This is a genomic window from Serratia ficaria, from assembly GCF_900187015.1.
Lineage (GTDB): Bacteria > Pseudomonadota > Gammaproteobacteria > Enterobacterales > Enterobacteriaceae > Serratia > Serratia ficaria.
In genome coordinates this window covers 1776882-1793069 of the sequence record NZ_LT906479.1, presented here as the reverse complement: position 1 = coordinate 1793069, position 16188 = coordinate 1776882, and the positions used below count along the sequence as shown (strand labels likewise).

At 58.2% G+C, this 16188-nt stretch carries 18 protein-coding genes and 1 pseudogene; 7 read left to right on the top strand and 12 right to left on the bottom strand.

All coding sequences use genetic code 11. The features are described 5' to 3' along the window. Positions 1-30 precede the first annotated feature (30 nt). The 4 genes from artJ (CKW09_RS08540) to artJ (CKW09_RS08525) all read left to right on the top strand — a co-directional run bounded on the left by artJ (CKW09_RS08540) (position 31) and on the right by artJ (CKW09_RS08525) (position 3095). The gene (gene artJ / locus CKW09_RS08540; protein WP_061798130.1) at positions 31-762 is read left to right on the top strand and encodes an arginine ABC transporter substrate-binding protein; all 732 of its coding nucleotides are present in this window, start codon (positions 31-33) and stop codon (positions 760-762) included. Positions 763-771: 9 nt separating this feature from the next. Further along, positions 772-1488 carry an arginine ABC transporter permease ArtQ gene (gene artQ, locus CKW09_RS08535; protein ID WP_061798132.1) on the top strand — a complete coding sequence of 239 codons (717 nt, stop codon included), beginning with the start codon at positions 772-774 and terminating at the stop codon, positions 1486-1488. Continuing rightward, a complete protein-coding gene (gene artM / locus CKW09_RS08530; protein WP_095096730.1) occupies positions 1488-2156 on the top strand; it encodes an arginine ABC transporter permease ArtM in 669 nt (222 codons plus the stop codon). The genes artQ and artM overlap by 1 nt, the downstream gene beginning before the upstream one ends. Positions 2157-2360: 204 nt before the next feature. Then, entirely contained in the window at positions 2361-3095 is a 735-nt protein-coding gene (gene artJ, locus CKW09_RS08525) for an arginine ABC transporter substrate-binding protein (protein WP_061798135.1), read from the top strand. A gap of 43 nt (positions 3096-3138) precedes the next feature. Here artJ (CKW09_RS08525) and rlmC read toward each other — a convergent pair whose 3' ends face one another. From rlmC to CKW09_RS08480, 9 genes are all read right to left on the bottom strand, one after another. Beyond that, positions 3139-4266: a 23S rRNA (uracil(747)-C(5))-methyltransferase RlmC gene (gene rlmC / locus CKW09_RS08520; protein WP_095096727.1), complete on the bottom strand. Its 1128-nt coding sequence runs from the start codon at positions 4264-4266 to the stop codon at positions 3139-3141. A 158-nt stretch (positions 4267-4424) separates the two neighbouring features. Further along, a complete protein-coding gene (locus CKW09_RS08515) occupies positions 4425-4904 on the bottom strand; it encodes a YbjO family protein (protein ID WP_061798138.1) in 480 nt (159 codons plus the stop codon). Positions 4905-5007: 103 nt separating this feature from the next. Further along, entirely contained in the window at positions 5008-5853 is an 846-nt protein-coding gene (potI, locus tag CKW09_RS08510) for a putrescine ABC transporter permease PotI (RefSeq protein WP_061798140.1), read from the bottom strand. Next, a complete protein-coding gene (gene potH / locus CKW09_RS08505) occupies positions 5850-6800 on the bottom strand; it encodes a putrescine ABC transporter permease PotH (protein ID WP_061798141.1) in 951 nt (316 codons plus the stop codon). The genes potI and potH overlap by 4 nt, the downstream gene beginning before the upstream one ends. 30 nt (positions 6801-6830) lie before the next feature. Next, a complete protein-coding gene (potG, locus tag CKW09_RS08500; protein WP_061798142.1) occupies positions 6831-7964 on the bottom strand; it encodes a putrescine ABC transporter ATP-binding subunit PotG in 1134 nt (377 codons plus the stop codon). Positions 7965-8104: 140 nt separating this feature from the next. Further along, entirely contained in the window at positions 8105-9214 is a 1110-nt protein-coding gene (gene potF, locus CKW09_RS08495; protein WP_061798143.1) for a spermidine/putrescine ABC transporter substrate-binding protein PotF, read from the bottom strand. Positions 9215-9621: 407 nt separating this feature from the next. Continuing rightward, positions 9622-10101 (bottom strand): type III secretion system chaperone family protein, encoded by a 480-nt coding sequence (locus CKW09_RS08490; RefSeq protein ID WP_061798145.1) that lies wholly within the window; start codon positions 10099-10101, stop codon positions 9622-9624. Between the two features lie 136 nt (positions 10102-10237). Beyond that, positions 10238-11140, bottom strand: coding sequence for a 30S ribosomal protein S6--L-glutamate ligase (gene rimK / locus CKW09_RS08485; protein WP_061798147.1), 903 nt, complete (start codon positions 11138-11140; stop codon positions 10238-10240). A 55-nt stretch (positions 11141-11195) separates the two neighbouring features. Further along, positions 11196-11510: a YbjC family protein gene (locus CKW09_RS08480; RefSeq protein ID WP_095096721.1), complete on the bottom strand. Its 315-nt coding sequence runs from the start codon at positions 11508-11510 to the stop codon at positions 11196-11198. Positions 11511-11752: 242 nt separating this feature from the next. Here CKW09_RS08480 and CKW09_RS08475 point away from each other — a divergent pair, with 242 nt between their 5' ends. Continuing rightward, positions 11753-12016, top strand: coding sequence for a GrxA family glutaredoxin (locus CKW09_RS08475; protein ID WP_061798151.1), 264 nt, complete (start codon positions 11753-11755; stop codon positions 12014-12016). Positions 12017-12058: 42 nt separating this feature from the next. Here CKW09_RS08475 and CKW09_RS08470 read toward each other — a convergent pair whose 3' ends face one another. Next, positions 12059-12448, bottom strand: coding sequence for an inner membrane protein YbjM (locus CKW09_RS08470; RefSeq protein WP_095096718.1), 390 nt, complete (start codon positions 12446-12448; stop codon positions 12059-12061). A gap of 316 nt (positions 12449-12764) precedes the next feature. Here CKW09_RS08470 and CKW09_RS08465 point away from each other — a divergent pair, with 316 nt between their 5' ends. Beyond that, positions 12765-14453 (top strand): aspartate:alanine antiporter, encoded by a 1689-nt coding sequence (locus CKW09_RS08465; RefSeq protein ID WP_073970309.1) that lies wholly within the window; start codon positions 12765-12767, stop codon positions 14451-14453. Between the two features lie 293 nt (positions 14454-14746). On the opposite strand, the gene CKW09_RS08460 is transcribed toward CKW09_RS08465, so the two are convergent. After that, a complete protein-coding gene (locus CKW09_RS08460; protein ID WP_072265518.1) occupies positions 14747-14965 on the bottom strand; it encodes a DNA-binding transcriptional regulator in 219 nt (72 codons plus the stop codon). Positions 14966-15179: 214 nt separating this feature from the next. On the opposite strand from CKW09_RS08460, the gene CKW09_RS08455 reads away from it, so the two are divergent. After that, the gene (locus CKW09_RS08455) at positions 15180-15902 is read left to right on the top strand and encodes a hypothetical protein (protein WP_095096715.1); all 723 of its coding nucleotides are present in this window, start codon (positions 15180-15182) and stop codon (positions 15900-15902) included. 3 nt (positions 15903-15905) lie between these two features. Here CKW09_RS08455 and CKW09_RS08450 read toward each other — a convergent pair. Next, positions 15906-16172, bottom strand: a pseudogene (locus tag CKW09_RS08450) (hypothetical protein); the annotation flags it as partial. Between the last annotated feature and the right edge of the window lie 16 nt (positions 16173-16188).

Genomic DNA, 16188 nt, shown 5'->3' with positions numbered 1-16188 from the left:
TTTAACTTGCTGTAATTTGGGGAGTTTGCGATGAAAAAACTAATAATCGCCGCCGTTCTGGCTGGCATCAGCGTTTCCGCCTCCGCAGCCGAAACTATCCGTTTCGCTACCGAAGCCTCCTATCCTCCGTTTGAATTTATTGACGCCGGCAACAAGATCCAGGGGTTTGACGTCGATTTGGCCAACGCGCTGTGCAAAGAAATGCAGGCCGAGTGCACCTTCACCAACCAGGCGTTCGACAGCCTGATCCCCAGCCTGAAGTTCAAGCGCTTCGATGCGGTGATGGCCGGCATGGACATCACGCCAGAGCGTGAAAAACAGGTATTGTTCACCAAGCCGTACTATGACAATTCGGCGCTGTTTGTCGCCCAGAAAGGCAAAGTGGCCGACGCGGCGGCGCTGAAAGGCAAGAAAGTGGGCGTGCAGAACGGCACCACTCACCAGAAATACCTGACCGACAAGCACCCGGAAATCACCACCGTGCCTTATGACAGCTACCAGAACGCCATTCTGGATCTGAAAAACGGCCGCGTGGATGCGGTATTCGGCGACACCGCGGTGGTCAACGAATGGCTGAAACAAAATGCCGCGCTGGCGACGGTGGGCGACAAGGTTACCGATAAAGACTACTTCGGCACCGGCCTGGGCATTGCGGTGCGTCAGAAAAATACCGAGCTGCAGGGCAAATTCAACGCCGCTCTGGACAAGATCAAGCAGGATGGGACCTATGAGACCATCTACAAAAAATGGTTCCAGCAGTAATACGCCCCGATGAATGAATTTCAACCTCTCGCAAGCGCCGCCGGCATGACCGTCGGCCTTGCCGTTTGCGCCCTGATCCTCGGGTTGATCCTGGCGATGCTGTTCGCCGTATGGGAATCATCCCGCTGGAAACTGGTTAGCTGGCTGGGCACCGCCTGGGTGACCCTGCTGCGCGGCCTGCCGGAAATTCTGGTGGTGCTGTTTATCTATTTCGGTTCGTCGCAGCTGCTGCTGATGCTGTCGGACGGCTTTACCCTCAATCTGGGCCTGTTCCAGCTGCCGATCCAGCTGGCGATCGATAACTTCGAAGTCAGCCCGTTCCTGTGCGGCGTGATAGCCCTGGCCCTGCTCTACTCCGCCTACGCCTCGCAAACGCTGCGCGGCGCGCTGAAAGCGGTGCCGCAGGGGCAGTGGGAATCCGGCCAGGCGCTGGGGATGGGCAAGGCGGCGATCTTCTTCCGCCTGATCATGCCGCAGATGTGGCGCCATGCGCTGCCCGGCCTCGGCAACCAGTGGCTGGTGTTGTTGAAAGACACCGCGCTGGTGTCGTTGATCAGCGTGAACGACCTGATGCTGCAGACCAAGAGCATCGCCACCCGCACCCAGGAACCTTTTACCTGGTACGTGATTGCCGCGGCGATCTACCTGCTGGTCACCCTGCTCAGCCAGTACGTCATCAAACGCATCGAGCTGCGTACCACGCGCTTTGAACGAGGGCCGGCCTGATGCTTGAATACTTGCCGGAAATCATCAAAGGGCTGCATACCAGCCTGACGCTGACCGTGACCGCGCTGATCGTGGCGCTGGTGCTGTCGCTGCTGCTGACGGTGATCCTGACGCTGAAAACGCCGATCCTGACGCCGCTGGTGAAAATCTACATCACGCTGTTTACCGGCACGCCACTGCTGGTGCAGATCTTCCTGATCTACTACGGCCCCGGCCAGTTCCCGGCGATCCGCGACTATCCGTGGCTGTGGAACCTGCTGTCGCAGCCGTGGCTGTGCGCGATGATCGCACTGGCGCTGAACAGCGCGGCTTACACCACCCAGCTGTTCTATGGCGCGGTGCGGGCGATCCCCGCCGGGCAATGGCAGTCCTGCGAGGCGCTGGGCATGTCCCGCCGCCAGACGCTGCGCATCCTGCTGCCGTTCGCCTTCAAACGCGCGCTGTCGTCCTATTCCAACGAAGTGGTGCTGGTGTTCAAAAGCACCTCGCTGGCCTACACCATTACGCTGATGGAGGTAATGGGTTACAGCCAGCTGATGTACGGCCGCACCTACGACGTGATGGTGTTTGGCGCCGCCGGCCTGGTGTACCTGTGCGTCAACGGCCTGCTGACGCTGCTGATGCGGCTGGTCGAGCGCCGCGCGCTGGCGTTCGAACACCGCAACTGACGGCCAAACGCGCCTGTCGAAGCCCCGTCTCAGCACGGGGCTTTTTTATGCTCGACCGCAATTTTTAATCATTTACATTGCATATCAATTCACTCGATGGCATGGTTATCTTCCGGCACATTCGCGAAAACCCTCTGGTTATTATCAGTAAAATCAAGCGATGGCGAGATAACGACATTCTGAATTCAGACAGGAGCACTACGCATGAAAAAATTACTGCTGGCCGCGACGGTATTGGCGGGGATCGCCTTTAACGCCGGCGCCGCCGACACCATTCGCTTCGCCTCTTCCGCCACCTATCCGCCGTTCGAATCGCTGGACGCCGGCAACCAGATCGTCGGCTTTGATATCGACCTGGCCAATGCGCTGTGCAAACAGATGAAGGCAGAGTGCACCTTCACCAATCAGGCGTTCGACAGCCTGATCGCCGCGCTGAAATTCAAAAAATACGATGCGGTGATCTCGGGTATGGACATCACGCCGGAGCGCAGCAAGCAGGTTTCCTTCACCCAGCCGTATTACGCCAACTCGGCGATCGTCATCGCTCAGAAAGGCAAGTTCAGTTCGCTGGCGGACCTGAAGGGCAAGAAAGTCGGCATGGAAAACGGCACTACCCACCAGAAATACATGCAGGACAAGCATCCGGAAATTAACACCGTTTCCTACGACAGCTACCAGAACGCCATTCTGGAGCTGAAAAACGGCCGTATCGACGGCGTGTTCGGCGATACCGCGGTGGTGAATGAGTGGCTGAAGAGCAACCCCGGCCTGGCGCCGGTCGGCGAACACGTCACCGACGCCCAGTACTTCGGCACCGGCCTGGGCATCGCGGTGCGCCCGGACAACCAGGCGTTGCTGGCCAGGCTGAACGCCGCGCTGGACGCCATCAAGGCCGACGGCACCTACAAAGCCATCAACGACAAGTGGTTCCCGCAGTAAGTCTCGCAAATCATCAGGCCCGTTCAAGCGGGCCTTATTTCACTCAGTTTCGCACCAGCAGCGTCAGCACTTCATAGTGCGCGGTATGCGGGAACATGTCGAACAGCTGTACCCGCTCGATGCGGTAATCCGGCAGCATTGCGATGTCTTTCGCCATGCTCTCGGCGTTGCAGCTGGAATACAGGATGTAGCCCGGCGCCATCCGATTCAGATAATCGCACAGCGCCTGGCCGATGCCGCGGCGCGGCGGATTGACCAGCACCAGCTGCGGCACATGGCCTTCGGCGGTGGCGAAACGCGTCGAGTCCAGCGCCTGAAAATCGACCTGCCGCAGGCCCAGCCGCTGCGCCGACTGGCGCGCGCAGGCAATCGCCTCGGCGCTGATTTCGATGCCGGTAAGGCGGGTTTGCGGCTGCGCGCAGTGCAGGCCAAAACCGCCGACGCCGCAGAACAGATCCCACATGCTGTCGATGCCCAGCGCCCGCACCCAATCACGGGCGGTAGCGTACAGGCTGGCGGCCACCTGCGGGTTGGTCTGGAAAAAGCTCTGCGGGCGGATATACAGCGGCACCTGATTAAACCGTTCCTCCAGCGCCTGCCGGTCGGTCAGCGCGATCTCGCGCTCCCCTTCCATGATGGCCATGTGCACCGGCTGAATATTGGCGGAGATCACCCGGAGCTGCGGCAATTGCTGCTGCAGCCACGGCAGCGCGGCGCGCAGCTGCGCCAGCTTGGTTTCCGAACGCAGCACGAAACGCAGCATCACGCCGCCGCCATGGGTGCTTTCGGTCAACAGCAGGTATTTCAGCTCGCCGCGTTTGCGCGCCACGTTATAGGGCGTCAGGCCGGCGCGGGCGATAAAGCTTTTCAGCGCCGCAAACATCGGCGCGAAGCTGGCGGGATACAGCGGGCAGGCGCTGAGATCGGCCGGCGTGCCGTCGCGGTGCAGCATACCGAGCAGCGGGCGTTCAACGCTGCCGCTGACCACCATCTTGGCTTTATTGCGAAACGCGCTTTGCTCCCCCGCCACCGGCGCCCGCCATTGCGCGACGTCGCGCTCGGCCAGCAGCGATTGCAGATGTTGCTGTTTGTCAGTCAGTTGCTGCGGGTACGGCTTGTCCAGCCACTGACAGGAACGGCAGGTGCCCGCCGTATACAAAGCGCAATGCATGAAGAATACTCTGAGTTCAGGATGAAGAATTAAGGGCGCAGATTCTAGCACCCTGCGCCGCTATACCCTATAGCTTTCACCTTGCCAACGGATGAGCTTGCGCGGGCGAGTGGCCGGGATGAGCGAGCGCCGCCGACGGCGCGGCGGCGATATAAGCCTCAGTGGCGCGCGGCGAAGAATCGGCGGCTGGCGGCGGGAACGAATAACAGCGCCAGGATGACCACGTCGGGGATCTTTTGCAGGATCAGCACGTGCAGGATCTGGCTGCTGGTTTCCCCTTCCACGGTGAACACCTCCGGCAGCACGCTGCCGATGGTGGCCAGCAACAGATAGCCCACCACCACGCACTGGCAGGCAACGTAGCCCCAACGCCCCCAGTTGCGGCCGCGCATCACCGCGAAGCCGCAGCTGATTTGCAGGCACAGCAGCAGCAAACCGGCCAGGAAAATAAAGGTGGAATCCCAGGCCTGAGCGCTGGTGCTGACGAATTCCTGCGCGCCGTCGACGCCCAGTTCCCCCAGCAGCAACAGCACGCTGACGCATTTGATAGCCACCATAGCCGTACCGGCCACCATCACCGGCACCGGCGCATCCGAAGTCGATCCCATTCCCTGCCTGCTTTTCAGCATGTCTGACATATCCGTGTTCCGCAACAAAGCGCCACCAATTCAGGTGGCACATATAAAATCAGCTAACTAGTTGCAATACCAATGATTTCAAAAATAGCAGGTTTGTTGCCGATCAGCTACGGGCGGCTCTTTGTAATTCACGCGATCGTTGCTTTTCCGAGCGCGCCATAAACCACCAGGCGATCAGACCGAGCAGGCCCACCACCAGCAGGATCAGACTGGCCAGGGCGTTGATTTCCGGGTTCACCCCCATGCGCACGCTGGAGAAGACCAGCATCGGCAGCGTGGTCGCCCCCGGGCCGGAGACGAAGCTGGCGATCACCAGGTCGTCCAGCGACAGCGTAAACGCCAGCATCCAGCCGGAGATCAGCGCCGGCGCGATCATCGGCAAGGTGATGACAAAGAACACTTTCAGCGGCGTCGCCCCCAGATCCATCGCCGCCTCTTCGATCGAGCGGTCCACTTCGCGCAGGCGCGAAGCGATCACCACCGCCACGTAAGCGGTACAGAAGGTGACGTGCGCCAGCCAGATGGTGAACATGCCGCGCTCCGCCGGCCAGCCGAAGGCGTGGCCCATCGCCACGAACAGCAGCAGCAGCGACAGGCCGGTAATGACGTCCGGCATGACCAGCGGCGCGGTCAGCATAAAGGCGAAGCCGGTCGAGCCGCGGAAACGGCCGAAACGCACCATCACCACGGCGGCAATGGCGCCGAGCACCACCGCGGCGGTAGCCGAAGCGGCGGCGATGGTCAGGCTGAGGCCAACCGCACCGATCATCGCCGAATCGTGGAACAGTTCGGTATACCAGCGGGTGGACCAGCCGGCCCACACCGTCACCAGCTTGGAGCTGTTGAACGAATAAATCACCAGCATCAGCATTGGCGCATACAGGAAGGTGAAGCCCATCACCAGAATCGCGATGCGCCACGGCGAGCGCACTACCGGCAAGTTGTTCATCCCTGCCCCCCCATTTCCTTGTTCTGGTGCTTGTGGAACCACAGGATCGGCACGATCAGCAACAGCAGCATGATGGTGGCGACCGCCGAGGCCACCGGCCAGTCGCGGTTGTTAAAGAATTCCTGCCACAGCACGCGGCCGATCATGATGCTGTCCGGCCCGCCCAGCAGTTCCGGGATCACGAATTCGCCCACCGCCGGAATAAACACCAGCATCGAACCGGCGATGATGCCGCCGCGCGTCAGCGGCACGATCACGCTGAAGAAGGTTTTCAGCGGCCGGGCGCCCAGATCCAGCGACGCCTCCACCAGCGAGTAATCCAACCGGATCAGCGCGGTGTAAATCGGCAGCACCATAAACGGCAGGTAGGAGTAAACGATGCCGATATACACCGCCAGGTTGGTATGCAGGATCACCAGCGGCTGATCGATAACCCCCAGCCACAGTAAAAAGTTGTTCAGGATGCCGTTGTTTTTCAGGATCCCCATCCAGGCGTACACGCGGATCAGGAACGAGGTCCAGGACGGCAGGATCACCAGCAGCAGCAGAATATTGCGGGTCGAGGCCTTGCTGTGCGCCACCGCCCAGGCCAGCGGATAGCCGATGATCAGGCAGCACAGCGTCGACACCGCCGCCACGCGCAGCGACTGCAGGTAAGCGTCGATATACAGCGGATCGTCGGTCAACTGCAGGTAGTTGGCGAAGTTGAGCGCGATGTCCAACTTGCCGTCGGCCCAGCTCATCAGGTCGGTATAAGGCGGCACCGCCAGCGCCAGCTCCGCCAGGCTGATCTTGAACACGATCAGGAACGGCAGCATAAACAGCAGCATCAGCCACAGGTAGGGCAGCGCGATCACCAGCTTGCGGCCGTGGGCCATCTGCAGGCGATGGAACAGCGCCTTGAGCGCGCCGGGCGTTTTGGCCGGCGGCGTGCGTTCGGAAAGCATTGTCATTCGGGTTGCTCCTCAGCCTCTCAACTACACCGTCAACACAACGCAGCTGTCGGTTTCCCAGCACAGACGCACTTCGTCGCCCCAGGTCGGCATGCCCTTGCGGAAACGATGGCCGTTTTGCAGCTGGGCGCTGATGATCTGCCCGCTGTGCAGCTTCACGTGGTAGATGGACAGGTCGCCCAGGTAGGCGATATGCGCCACCTCGCCCACCGCGAAGTTGCAGCCGTCCGCCGGCACATCCTCACACAACATGATTTTTTCCGGCCGCAGCGCCACCTGGATCGGCACGCCGTCCACCACCGAGGCGTCGGGATCGACCTTGATCGCATGGCGCAGGCCAGGGCTTTGCAGGATCAGCGCATCGTCGTGGCGCGCCTGCAGCACGCAGTCAAACACGTTGACCGAGCCGATGAACTCGGCGCTGAAGCGGCTGTTCGGGTGTTCGTAGATCTCTTCCGGCTCACCGATCTGCACGAACTTGCCGCGGTTCATGATGGCGATACGCCCCGCCATGGTCATCGCCTCTTCCTGATCGTGGGTCACCATCACGCAGGTCACGCCGACGCGCTCCAGAATGTCGGTGACCTCCAGCTGCATGCGGTCGCGCAGCTTTTTATCCAACGCGCCCATCGGTTCGTCCAGCAGCAGCAGCTTGGGCCGCTTGGCCAGGCTGCGCGCCAGCGCCACCCGCTGCCGCTGGCCGCCGGACAGCTGGTGCGGCTTGCGTTTGGCGTACTCCTGCATGTGCACCAGCGCCAGCATTTCGGCCACCCGGGCGGCGATTTCCGCCCGCGGCATTTTGTCCTGCTTCAGTCCGAAGGCGATGTTTTGCTCCACCGTCATGTGCGGGAACAGCGCGTAGGACTGGAACATCATGTTGATCGGCCGCTGATAGGGCGGCACATGCGACATGTCCTGCCCGTCGAGCACGATCTGGCCCTCCGTCGGCTGTTCGAAGCCGGCCAGCATGCGCAACAGCGTCGACTTGCCGCAGCCGGACGGCCCCAGCAGCGCGAAGATCTCGCCCTTGTAAATCGTCAGGCTGACGTCTTCGACCGCGTTCTGGCCATCGAAGGTTTTAGTGAGGTTACGGATTTCCAGCAGAGGGGTGAAAACCTTCTGCGACTTGGCTTGAGGACGAGGGATGGCGTCGTTCAATCGGGGTGCTCTCCGGCGTAAAGCAGTACAAAAAACCACGGCGATTGCCATGGCCCAAAATGGCAATGCAGGCGGGGAGCGCCCGCCTGCCGGTCAAATCGACAGCGATAAGCGGGCCCGGCGCGCCGGGCCCCTGCGCATTACCTTCCGCTTTTAACTTTAGTCCAGGCGCGGGTAATCACACGGTCCAGCTTCGGCGACTGCACGTTGAGCGTGAACAGCTTGGCGCGCAGATCGGCCGGCGGATAGACGTTCGGGTTGTTGCGCACTTCGGCATTCACCAGCGGCGTAGAATCCTTCACCGCGTTGGCGTAATACACGTAGTTGCTGATGCCCGCCATCACGTCCGGCTTCATCAGGAAGTTCAGGAACTGGTAAGCGGCGTCTTTGTTTTTGGCGTCCGCCGGCATGGCGAACATGTCAAAGTAGGTCAACGCCCCTTCTTTCGGGATCGCATAGGCCACGTTCACGCCGTTCTTCGCCTCTTTGGCGCGGTTGGCCGCCTGCATCACGTCGCCGGACCAGCCGATCGCCACGCAGATGTCGCCGTTCGCCAGATCGTTGATGTACTGGGAAGAATGGAAGTAACGGATGTTCGGCCGCAGCTTCAGCAGCAGATCGTTGGCCGCGCCGGTGTAATCCGCCGCGTTGGTGCTGTTGGGATCTTTGCCGAGATAATGCAGCACGGTGGCGTAAACCTCGCTGGGCGCGTCGAGGAACGAAACGCCGCAGCTCTTCAGCTTTTCGAGATTTTCCGGCTTGAGGATCAGATCCCAGCTGTCGACCGGCGCGTCTTTGCCCAGCGCCGCCTTCACCTTGTCGACGTTGTAGCCGATGCCGGTGGTCACCATCAGGTAAGGGATGCCGTACTTGTTGTCCTTGTCGTTGTGCGCCACCAGCTGCAGCATTTCCGGATCGAGGTTTTTGTAGTTCGGCATTTTGCTCTTGTCGAGCGGTTCGAAGATGCCCGCCCTGGACTGGCGCTCGAGGAAGTTGGATGAAGGCACCACCAGATCATAACCGGTACTGCCCGCCATCAGTTTGCCTTCCAGCACTTCGTTGGAGTCAAAGACGTCGTACACCACTTTAATGCCGGTTTCTTTCTGGAATTTGGCTAAGGTGTCCGGCGCGATATAGTCGGACCAGTTATAGACGTGCAGCGTTTTTTCCTCGGCTGACGCTGTGACGGACGCGGCCATCAGCAGGCCGGCAACAACACCCGATAACCACTTTTTACGTTGGGTGACCATCCGTAACTTCCTCCAAAACAGGGGTGAATCATAGAATTGAACTTGTATCCGAAATGATACAAAACCTTTCCTGATTGAGCGCAATCGTTGCAACCGCGGATTGAATGGCTATGCAGTTGATTGCATACGCCTTTTTCAGCTGCCCAGCCCGCGTGGTCACAAGGGGAATCGCAAGCCCTTAGCAGAATCAGCAGCATAACCGCTGCGGCCGAAACCCGCCAGCCTCCAGGGTAAAAAACGCCTTTTATCGATTTTTTATGCAGTTTTTCTCTATGTGATACGCCATTAACGGCGCAAAAGACGAGAAATATCTGGCAACAGAGGGCAAAGTGCAGAATATATTATTGCGGAGGGGAATAACGGCGGCATGCCGCCGGCGCAGCGGCATGCATCATGTACAGCGGGGATCAGTGCAGCATTGGCTGACGCTCGGCGCCAGCGGGGTTCTCTTCTTCGTCACCCATAAACAGCAGATCGTTCGCCCGCGCCTCGAGGATCACCATCGAGATCTGCTCTTCGCCCTGCTGCATGAAGTGAACGAACTGCTCCAGCGTCACGCCAACGGCGATGCTCAGCGACTGGCAGACGATCAGCTTCGGCAGGTTGTCGTCCTGAATGTCGACAAACGCCTTGATGGTCAGCGAGCTGGCGTTGATCTGGCTCAGATCGGCCACCAGCGGGATCAGCGCGGTCGGTTTCACCTCGGCCAGCGCCGAGAACAGGATCACGTTGTCCACCAGGTCAATCTTGGCGTCGAACACGCCGTCGAAATTTTGCATGTGCGGCAGGTGCAGCGCCTGACAAGAATCGCACTCAAAGAAAGAAATGCCCGATTGATCCAGCCAGCGCCGCAACAGCGCCAAATCAGGGACAATGAGTGAATCCATATAACCAGCCTCACAATATTCAAAACGCGAAAAGGCGCATAGCTTACGGAATATTCACCCGATGCGCCACGATCAATACGGCTTAATTCACTAAAAGGATAATTATCGGCGAGAAAAAGTCGCGCCGCCGGGCGGCTTATCCGCCCGACTTCAACCTGAATCCCGGCCGCGCCCGCTGCTCGATGTATTCGATCATCATGCCGGCGATATCCAGCCCGGTAGTGGTTTCCACCCCCTCCAGCCCCGGCGAGGCGTTGACCTCCATCACCAGCGGGCCGCGCGCCGCGCGCAGGATGTCGACCCCGGCGATGTCCAGCCCCAGCGTGGCGGCCGCTTTCGCCGCGATCGCCCGCTCCCGGGCGGTGATGCTCACCTTGCGGGCGGTGCCGCCGCGGTGCAGGTTGGAACGAAACTCCCCGGCCTTGGCCTGGCGCTCGATGGCCGCCACCACCCGGCCGCCCACCACCAGGCAGCGCACGTCGCTGCCCTGCGCCTCGCGGATGTATTCCTGCACCAGAATGTGCGCGTTCAGGCCGCGAAAGGCGTCGATCACGCTCTCCGCCGCCTGGCGGGTTTCCGCCAGCACCACGCCGATGCCCTGGGTGCCCTCCACCAGCTTGACCACCAGCGGCGCACCGCCGACCAGCTCAATCAGGTCGCCGGTGTCGTCCGGCGAATGGGCGAAGCCGGTGATCGGCAGATCGATGCCCTGCCGCGCCAGCAGCTGCAGCGAACGCAGCTTGTCGCGCGCCCGGGTGATGGAGACCGATTCGTTCAGCGGATAGCTGCCGAGCAGCTCGAACTGACGCAGCACCGCGGTGCCGTAAAAGGTGATGGCGGAGCCGATGCGCGGGATCACCGCGTCGTAACGGTCCAGCTGGCGGCCGCGATAGTGGATGGTCGGCGCCGCCGGGTTGATGTTCATATAGCAGGAAAGCGGATCGATGACATCGATGCTGTGCCCGCGATCCTCCGCCGCTTCCCGCAGCCGCTTGCATGAGTACAGCGTTCCGTCGCGCGAAAGAATGGCAATTTTCACTCGTCACCCCAAAAAGCCGACGCCTGCCGGGCAGGCGGGTTAACGGCCGCGGCGCTCAGGCGCGCGGATCGCGGTCCCGATGATGGTTCGATTTGTCGCCGTCCTGCGGCTTATGGCGATCGTGCTCCGGCGGCAGGCCGCCGCGCATCAGCGGGCCAAACCCCTGCACCACGCGCCACACCAGAAACGCCGCCGCCGGCACCATCATCGCCACGCCGAGGAAGATCATGCCGACCGCCGCCTGCTGCGACGCCAGCCAGCCCGGCAGCTGCAGGTGGCCGTGAATGCTGAGATAGGCCAGCACCAGCAGCACCATGCCCAGCCCTTCCAACACCAGTACCGTGCGCGGTAAGTCACCGAATGAACGCATATTTTTCTTCTCCAGAGGCTCTGCCCCCAGTGTAGTGAATTCCCGCCGGCCACGACAGCCCCAGCAGGCTAATTGGTTATATGAATCAGATTAACAGGTAATTCCTGCTTTTTTTTCATCAGCTCAACGGGCATAGTAAACGGCATTAACGCAGGCGATGGGCAGGTTCGGGTCTTTTGGGGCTGACAGAATGTCGTTGCAATTGCGAGTAATTCATCGAATATCAAATTAAGGAGCGTTGCATGTTTGCAGTAATCTTCGGGCGTCCGGGTTGTCCTTATTGTGTCCGTGCTAAAGAGTTGGCGGAAAAATTGACTGCAGAGCGCGACGATTTCAACTTCCGCTATGTGGATATCCACGCCGAAGGCATCACCAAGGCCGACCTGGAAAAAACCGTCGGCAAGCCGGTGGAAACCGTGCCGCAGATCTTCCTGGATGAGAAACACATTGGCGGCTGCACTGATTTCGAAGCCTACGCCAAAGAAAATCTGAATCTGTTCCAGTAAGCCGCAGGCTGAACGACAAACAGGCGCTTAGGGCGCCTTTTTTTATGGCCGCTCGCCGCGGTGCAGCTGCTGCAGCGCCTGCAGCAACGCGTGGGCGCACAGCATCAGCATCGCGCCGAATACGCACCAGAACACCGCGCTGGTGGCGTAGGCCAGTTCCTGCCAGAACGAAGAGGACGGCGTCAGCCAGAAATGACGGATCACCAGGCACAGCGGCAGCGCGTACAGCGCGCCCAGCAGCGGGCACAGCAGGCGTTTGCGGCTAGACAGGTAGCTGGCGATGGCGCCGGGAATGACGAACAGCAGCAGCCCGGGATCGCCGTGATGCTCATGATCGGTGCTGCCGAACATGCCGCTCTGCTGGCCGAGGAACACCAGGCTGAACAGCAGAAAACAGCTTGAAATGCCCAGCCAATATCGATAACCCGCCATGCGAAATCTCCCCCTTGCCAAATCACCACATCAATAGAAATCAGCCTTGTCACCATGAGTGACGCCTCGCCGTCCACCGGCAACGCTGAACTGAACTTTTTCCTTGGTCAAAAGAGAGTTAAATGCGGCCGACGGCGCAGGAAATCAGCTTTATATGCTGGCTGTCACGCGTCAGAGCGACTAGAATAAACGCCGCCGATCGATGGTTCGAATCGCCTTCCGCTGGTGAGTTATTTATGAAGTCATTTTATGGCTGAATTTATATCTTATAGTTATCCAAATCAAGCACTTACTGGTAAACAATAAGTTATCCTCCGTGAACATAAACGTCGCTAGTTTGTTAAACGGTAACTACATTCTGTTACTGTTCGTGGTACTCGCACTGGGGCTGTGCCTCGGTAAGGTCCGTCTGGGTTCCGTTCAACTCGGTAATTCCATTGGCGTTTTGGTGGTTTCGCTGCTGCTCGGCCAGCAACACTTCGCCATTAACACCGAAGCGCTGAATCTCGGCTTTATGCTGTTTATTTTCTGCGTAGGGGTGGAAGCCGGCCCTAACTTTTTCTCTATTTTCTTCCGCGACGGCAAAAATTATTTGATGCTGGCGCTGGTGATGGTCGGCTCGGCGATGGTGATCGCCATCGGCCTCGGCAAACTGTTCCACTGGGACATCGGCCTGACCGCCGGCATGCTGGCCGGTTCGATGACCTCGACCCCGGTATTGGTGGGCGCCGGCGATACGCTGCGCAATACCATCGTCAACGGCCCGGCGCTGCTGGCGGCCCAGGACCATCTGAGCCTCGGTTACGCCCTCACCTATCTGATTGGCCTGGTCAGCCTGATCTTCGGCGCGCGCTATCTGCCGAAGCTGCAGCACCAGGACCTGTCGACCTCCGCCCAGCAAATCGCCCGCGAACGAGGCCTGGACACCGACAGCCAGCGCAAGGTATACCTGCCGGTGATCCGCGCCTATCGCGTCGGCCCGGAGCTGGTGGCCTGGGCCGACGGCAAGAACCTGCGCGAGCTGGGTATCTATCGCCAGACCGGCTGCTACATTGAACGCATCCGCCGCAACGGCATTCTGGCCAACCCCGACGGCGACGCGGTGCTGCAGGTGGGCGACGAGATCTCGCTGGTCGGCTACCCGGATGCCCATGCCCGCCTGGATCCGAGCTTCCGCAACGGCAAGGAAGTGTTCGACCGCGACCTGCTCGACATGCGCATCGTCACCGAAGAGATCGTGGTAAAGAACAGCAACGCGGTGAACAAACGCCTGAGCCAGCTGAAGCTGACCGACCACGGCTGCTTCCTCAACCGGGTGATCCGCAGCCAGATTGAAATGCCCATCGACGACAGCATCGTGCTCAACAAGGGCGACGTGCTGCAGGTGAGCGGCGACGCGCGCCGAGTGAAGAGCGTGGCGGAGAAGATCGGCTTTATCTCGATCCACAGCCAGGTCACCGACCTGCTGGCGTTCTGCGCCTTCTTCATCATCGGCCTGCTGATTGGCCAGATCACCATTCAGTTCAGCAACTTTTCGTTCGGCATCGGCAACGCCGCCGGCCTGCTGATGGCCGGCATCATGCTCGGCTTCCTGCGCGCCAACCACCCGACCTTCGGCTATATCCCGCAGGGCGCGCTGAACATGGTGAAAGAATTCGGCCTGATGGTGTTTATGGCCGGGGTAGGCCTGAGCGCCGGCGCCGGCATCGGCCACAGCCTGGGTGCGGTCGGCGGCCAGATGCTGATCGCCGGGCTGATCGTCAGCCTGGTGCCGGTGATCATCTGTTTCCTGTTCGGCGCCTACGTGCTGCGCATGAACCGCGCCCTGCTGTTCGGCGCCATCATGGGCGCCCGCACCTGCGCGCCGGCGATGGAGATCATCAGCGACACCGCGCGCAGCAACATCCCGGCGCTGGGCTACGCCGGCACCTATGCCATCGCTAACGTATTGTTAACCCTCGCGGGTTCGCTGATCGTGGTGCTGTGGCCGGGGATAGCGGGATAACCGATAAGCAGCGGCGATGATTTGGCGCTAAAAATATTTTGATTTTTTTGTCGCCGCCGAGAACTTTCGTTGTCGGGGGCAGTCTGAATTAGTGCCACTGCTTTTCTTTGATGTCCCCAATTTGTGGAGCCCGATAATCCCGCCTTTTAGGTTCAAGATTATCGGGTTTTTTGTTGCCATGAAAAAATATCATTATGAAACAATGAATTAAAAACAGTAAAATCACTCTATGGCGACAAAGTGGCGACAGCCATTTTACAGGCATAAAAAAACCTGCTTTCGCAGGCTTCTTGTTAAATCCAAAGTGTTCCCTGATTGCTTCGCGTTGGGTGTGGCGGAGCGATATCAACTTTGCCCGGTGATACGATCTGCCGCTGAATAGATTCCAGCGTCACAAAAGTACAACTGCAGTTTATGTTTTGACATTGATGATAACGCTCCTTAGTGTTCTCACTAAGATAGCGGCTTGTGCGGGCATGGGCGGCAGTTCGGCAAAGCGGGCAATGCATCATGTTGATATTCCCTTCTCAATCTCTCATTGTCGCGATAATACTCTGCCCGATCGAGAACAAAACCACCTTTAAGTGAGTTTACAAAAAATTCACATTACGATAATCAAGAATAACACTACGCAGTGGATATTCATACATAAGTAAAAGAACAATAGAGATCCTATTATTTTAGAGTAAAATTGGGGGAGTTTTACTCATTAACAAGGAAACTTAGATGCTTTCACACTCTTTCGAGGACCTAGCTCAAGCATTTCGAGTACTCATGGAATCGGAATGGTCTTTTCGTAGATTATTGAATATTGACCGTGCTGAGGCTATTGGCAATTTAGAATCGGGTTTAAATACACAACTTAACGCATTCCACAATCTATATGACAACATGTCTCACAATCAGATACCCCCTGATTGGTATCTTATTCCTCAACTACTAACGATATTAATAATTAGGAATGCAAGACACCACAATAAAGCCAATAGAATCAGGACGCTTTATAACTGCCACAGACAACTAATAGCTAACCCTACACATTCTAAAAATTATTTCTACGTAAAATTCCCTAGTTTTTCGGAGAGCGAAGGGCACGGCTTTTTCAACGTTCCTATTTCATGGAGCGATCTTGATTTAATGCTTTCTTTACCAAGGCAAGAATCAAGGTTGAAACCCGAAGCTAGAAATCGTGTTAGGGATTATTTAAATGCAGATAAATTTGAGGCTGAAGCTGTTAGCCGCGGATTTACCAAAGCAGATATATTTATAAACTATATACCCCTATCTATGAATGCTGCGATTACTCTTTTCCCGTATATCAATTCGCATGTATCTCCCCTTGAAGATTCTATCGAAGCAGAAGCTTTCCTTAGTTTATTCGAACACACTGAGCAAGCATCAACCCATGTACATGGATACGAAGTATTACCATTCTCATTCCCTAAGTAAGCGTTAGTCTGTCTCATGTAGAAAATCTGCATTTGCAGATTTTCTACATGAAAGATAAATCATAATTCCGATTGGAAAAAAAACTTCAAACTCCAGCACCTTCGTAAAACCTCCGTTACTCAAATTGTGCGTGACTTTGCTCACTATCCAGTCTTGCGCATCGATCGCCGCTTTAAACCCGCTGACGCGTACCGGCGTTTCCGGGATGATGTTGGCCCGACCCATCGCGAGCGACAGTGAGAACTCAGCCACACCGCTCTGAAGCTTTTCCTGTAAGTACACCCGT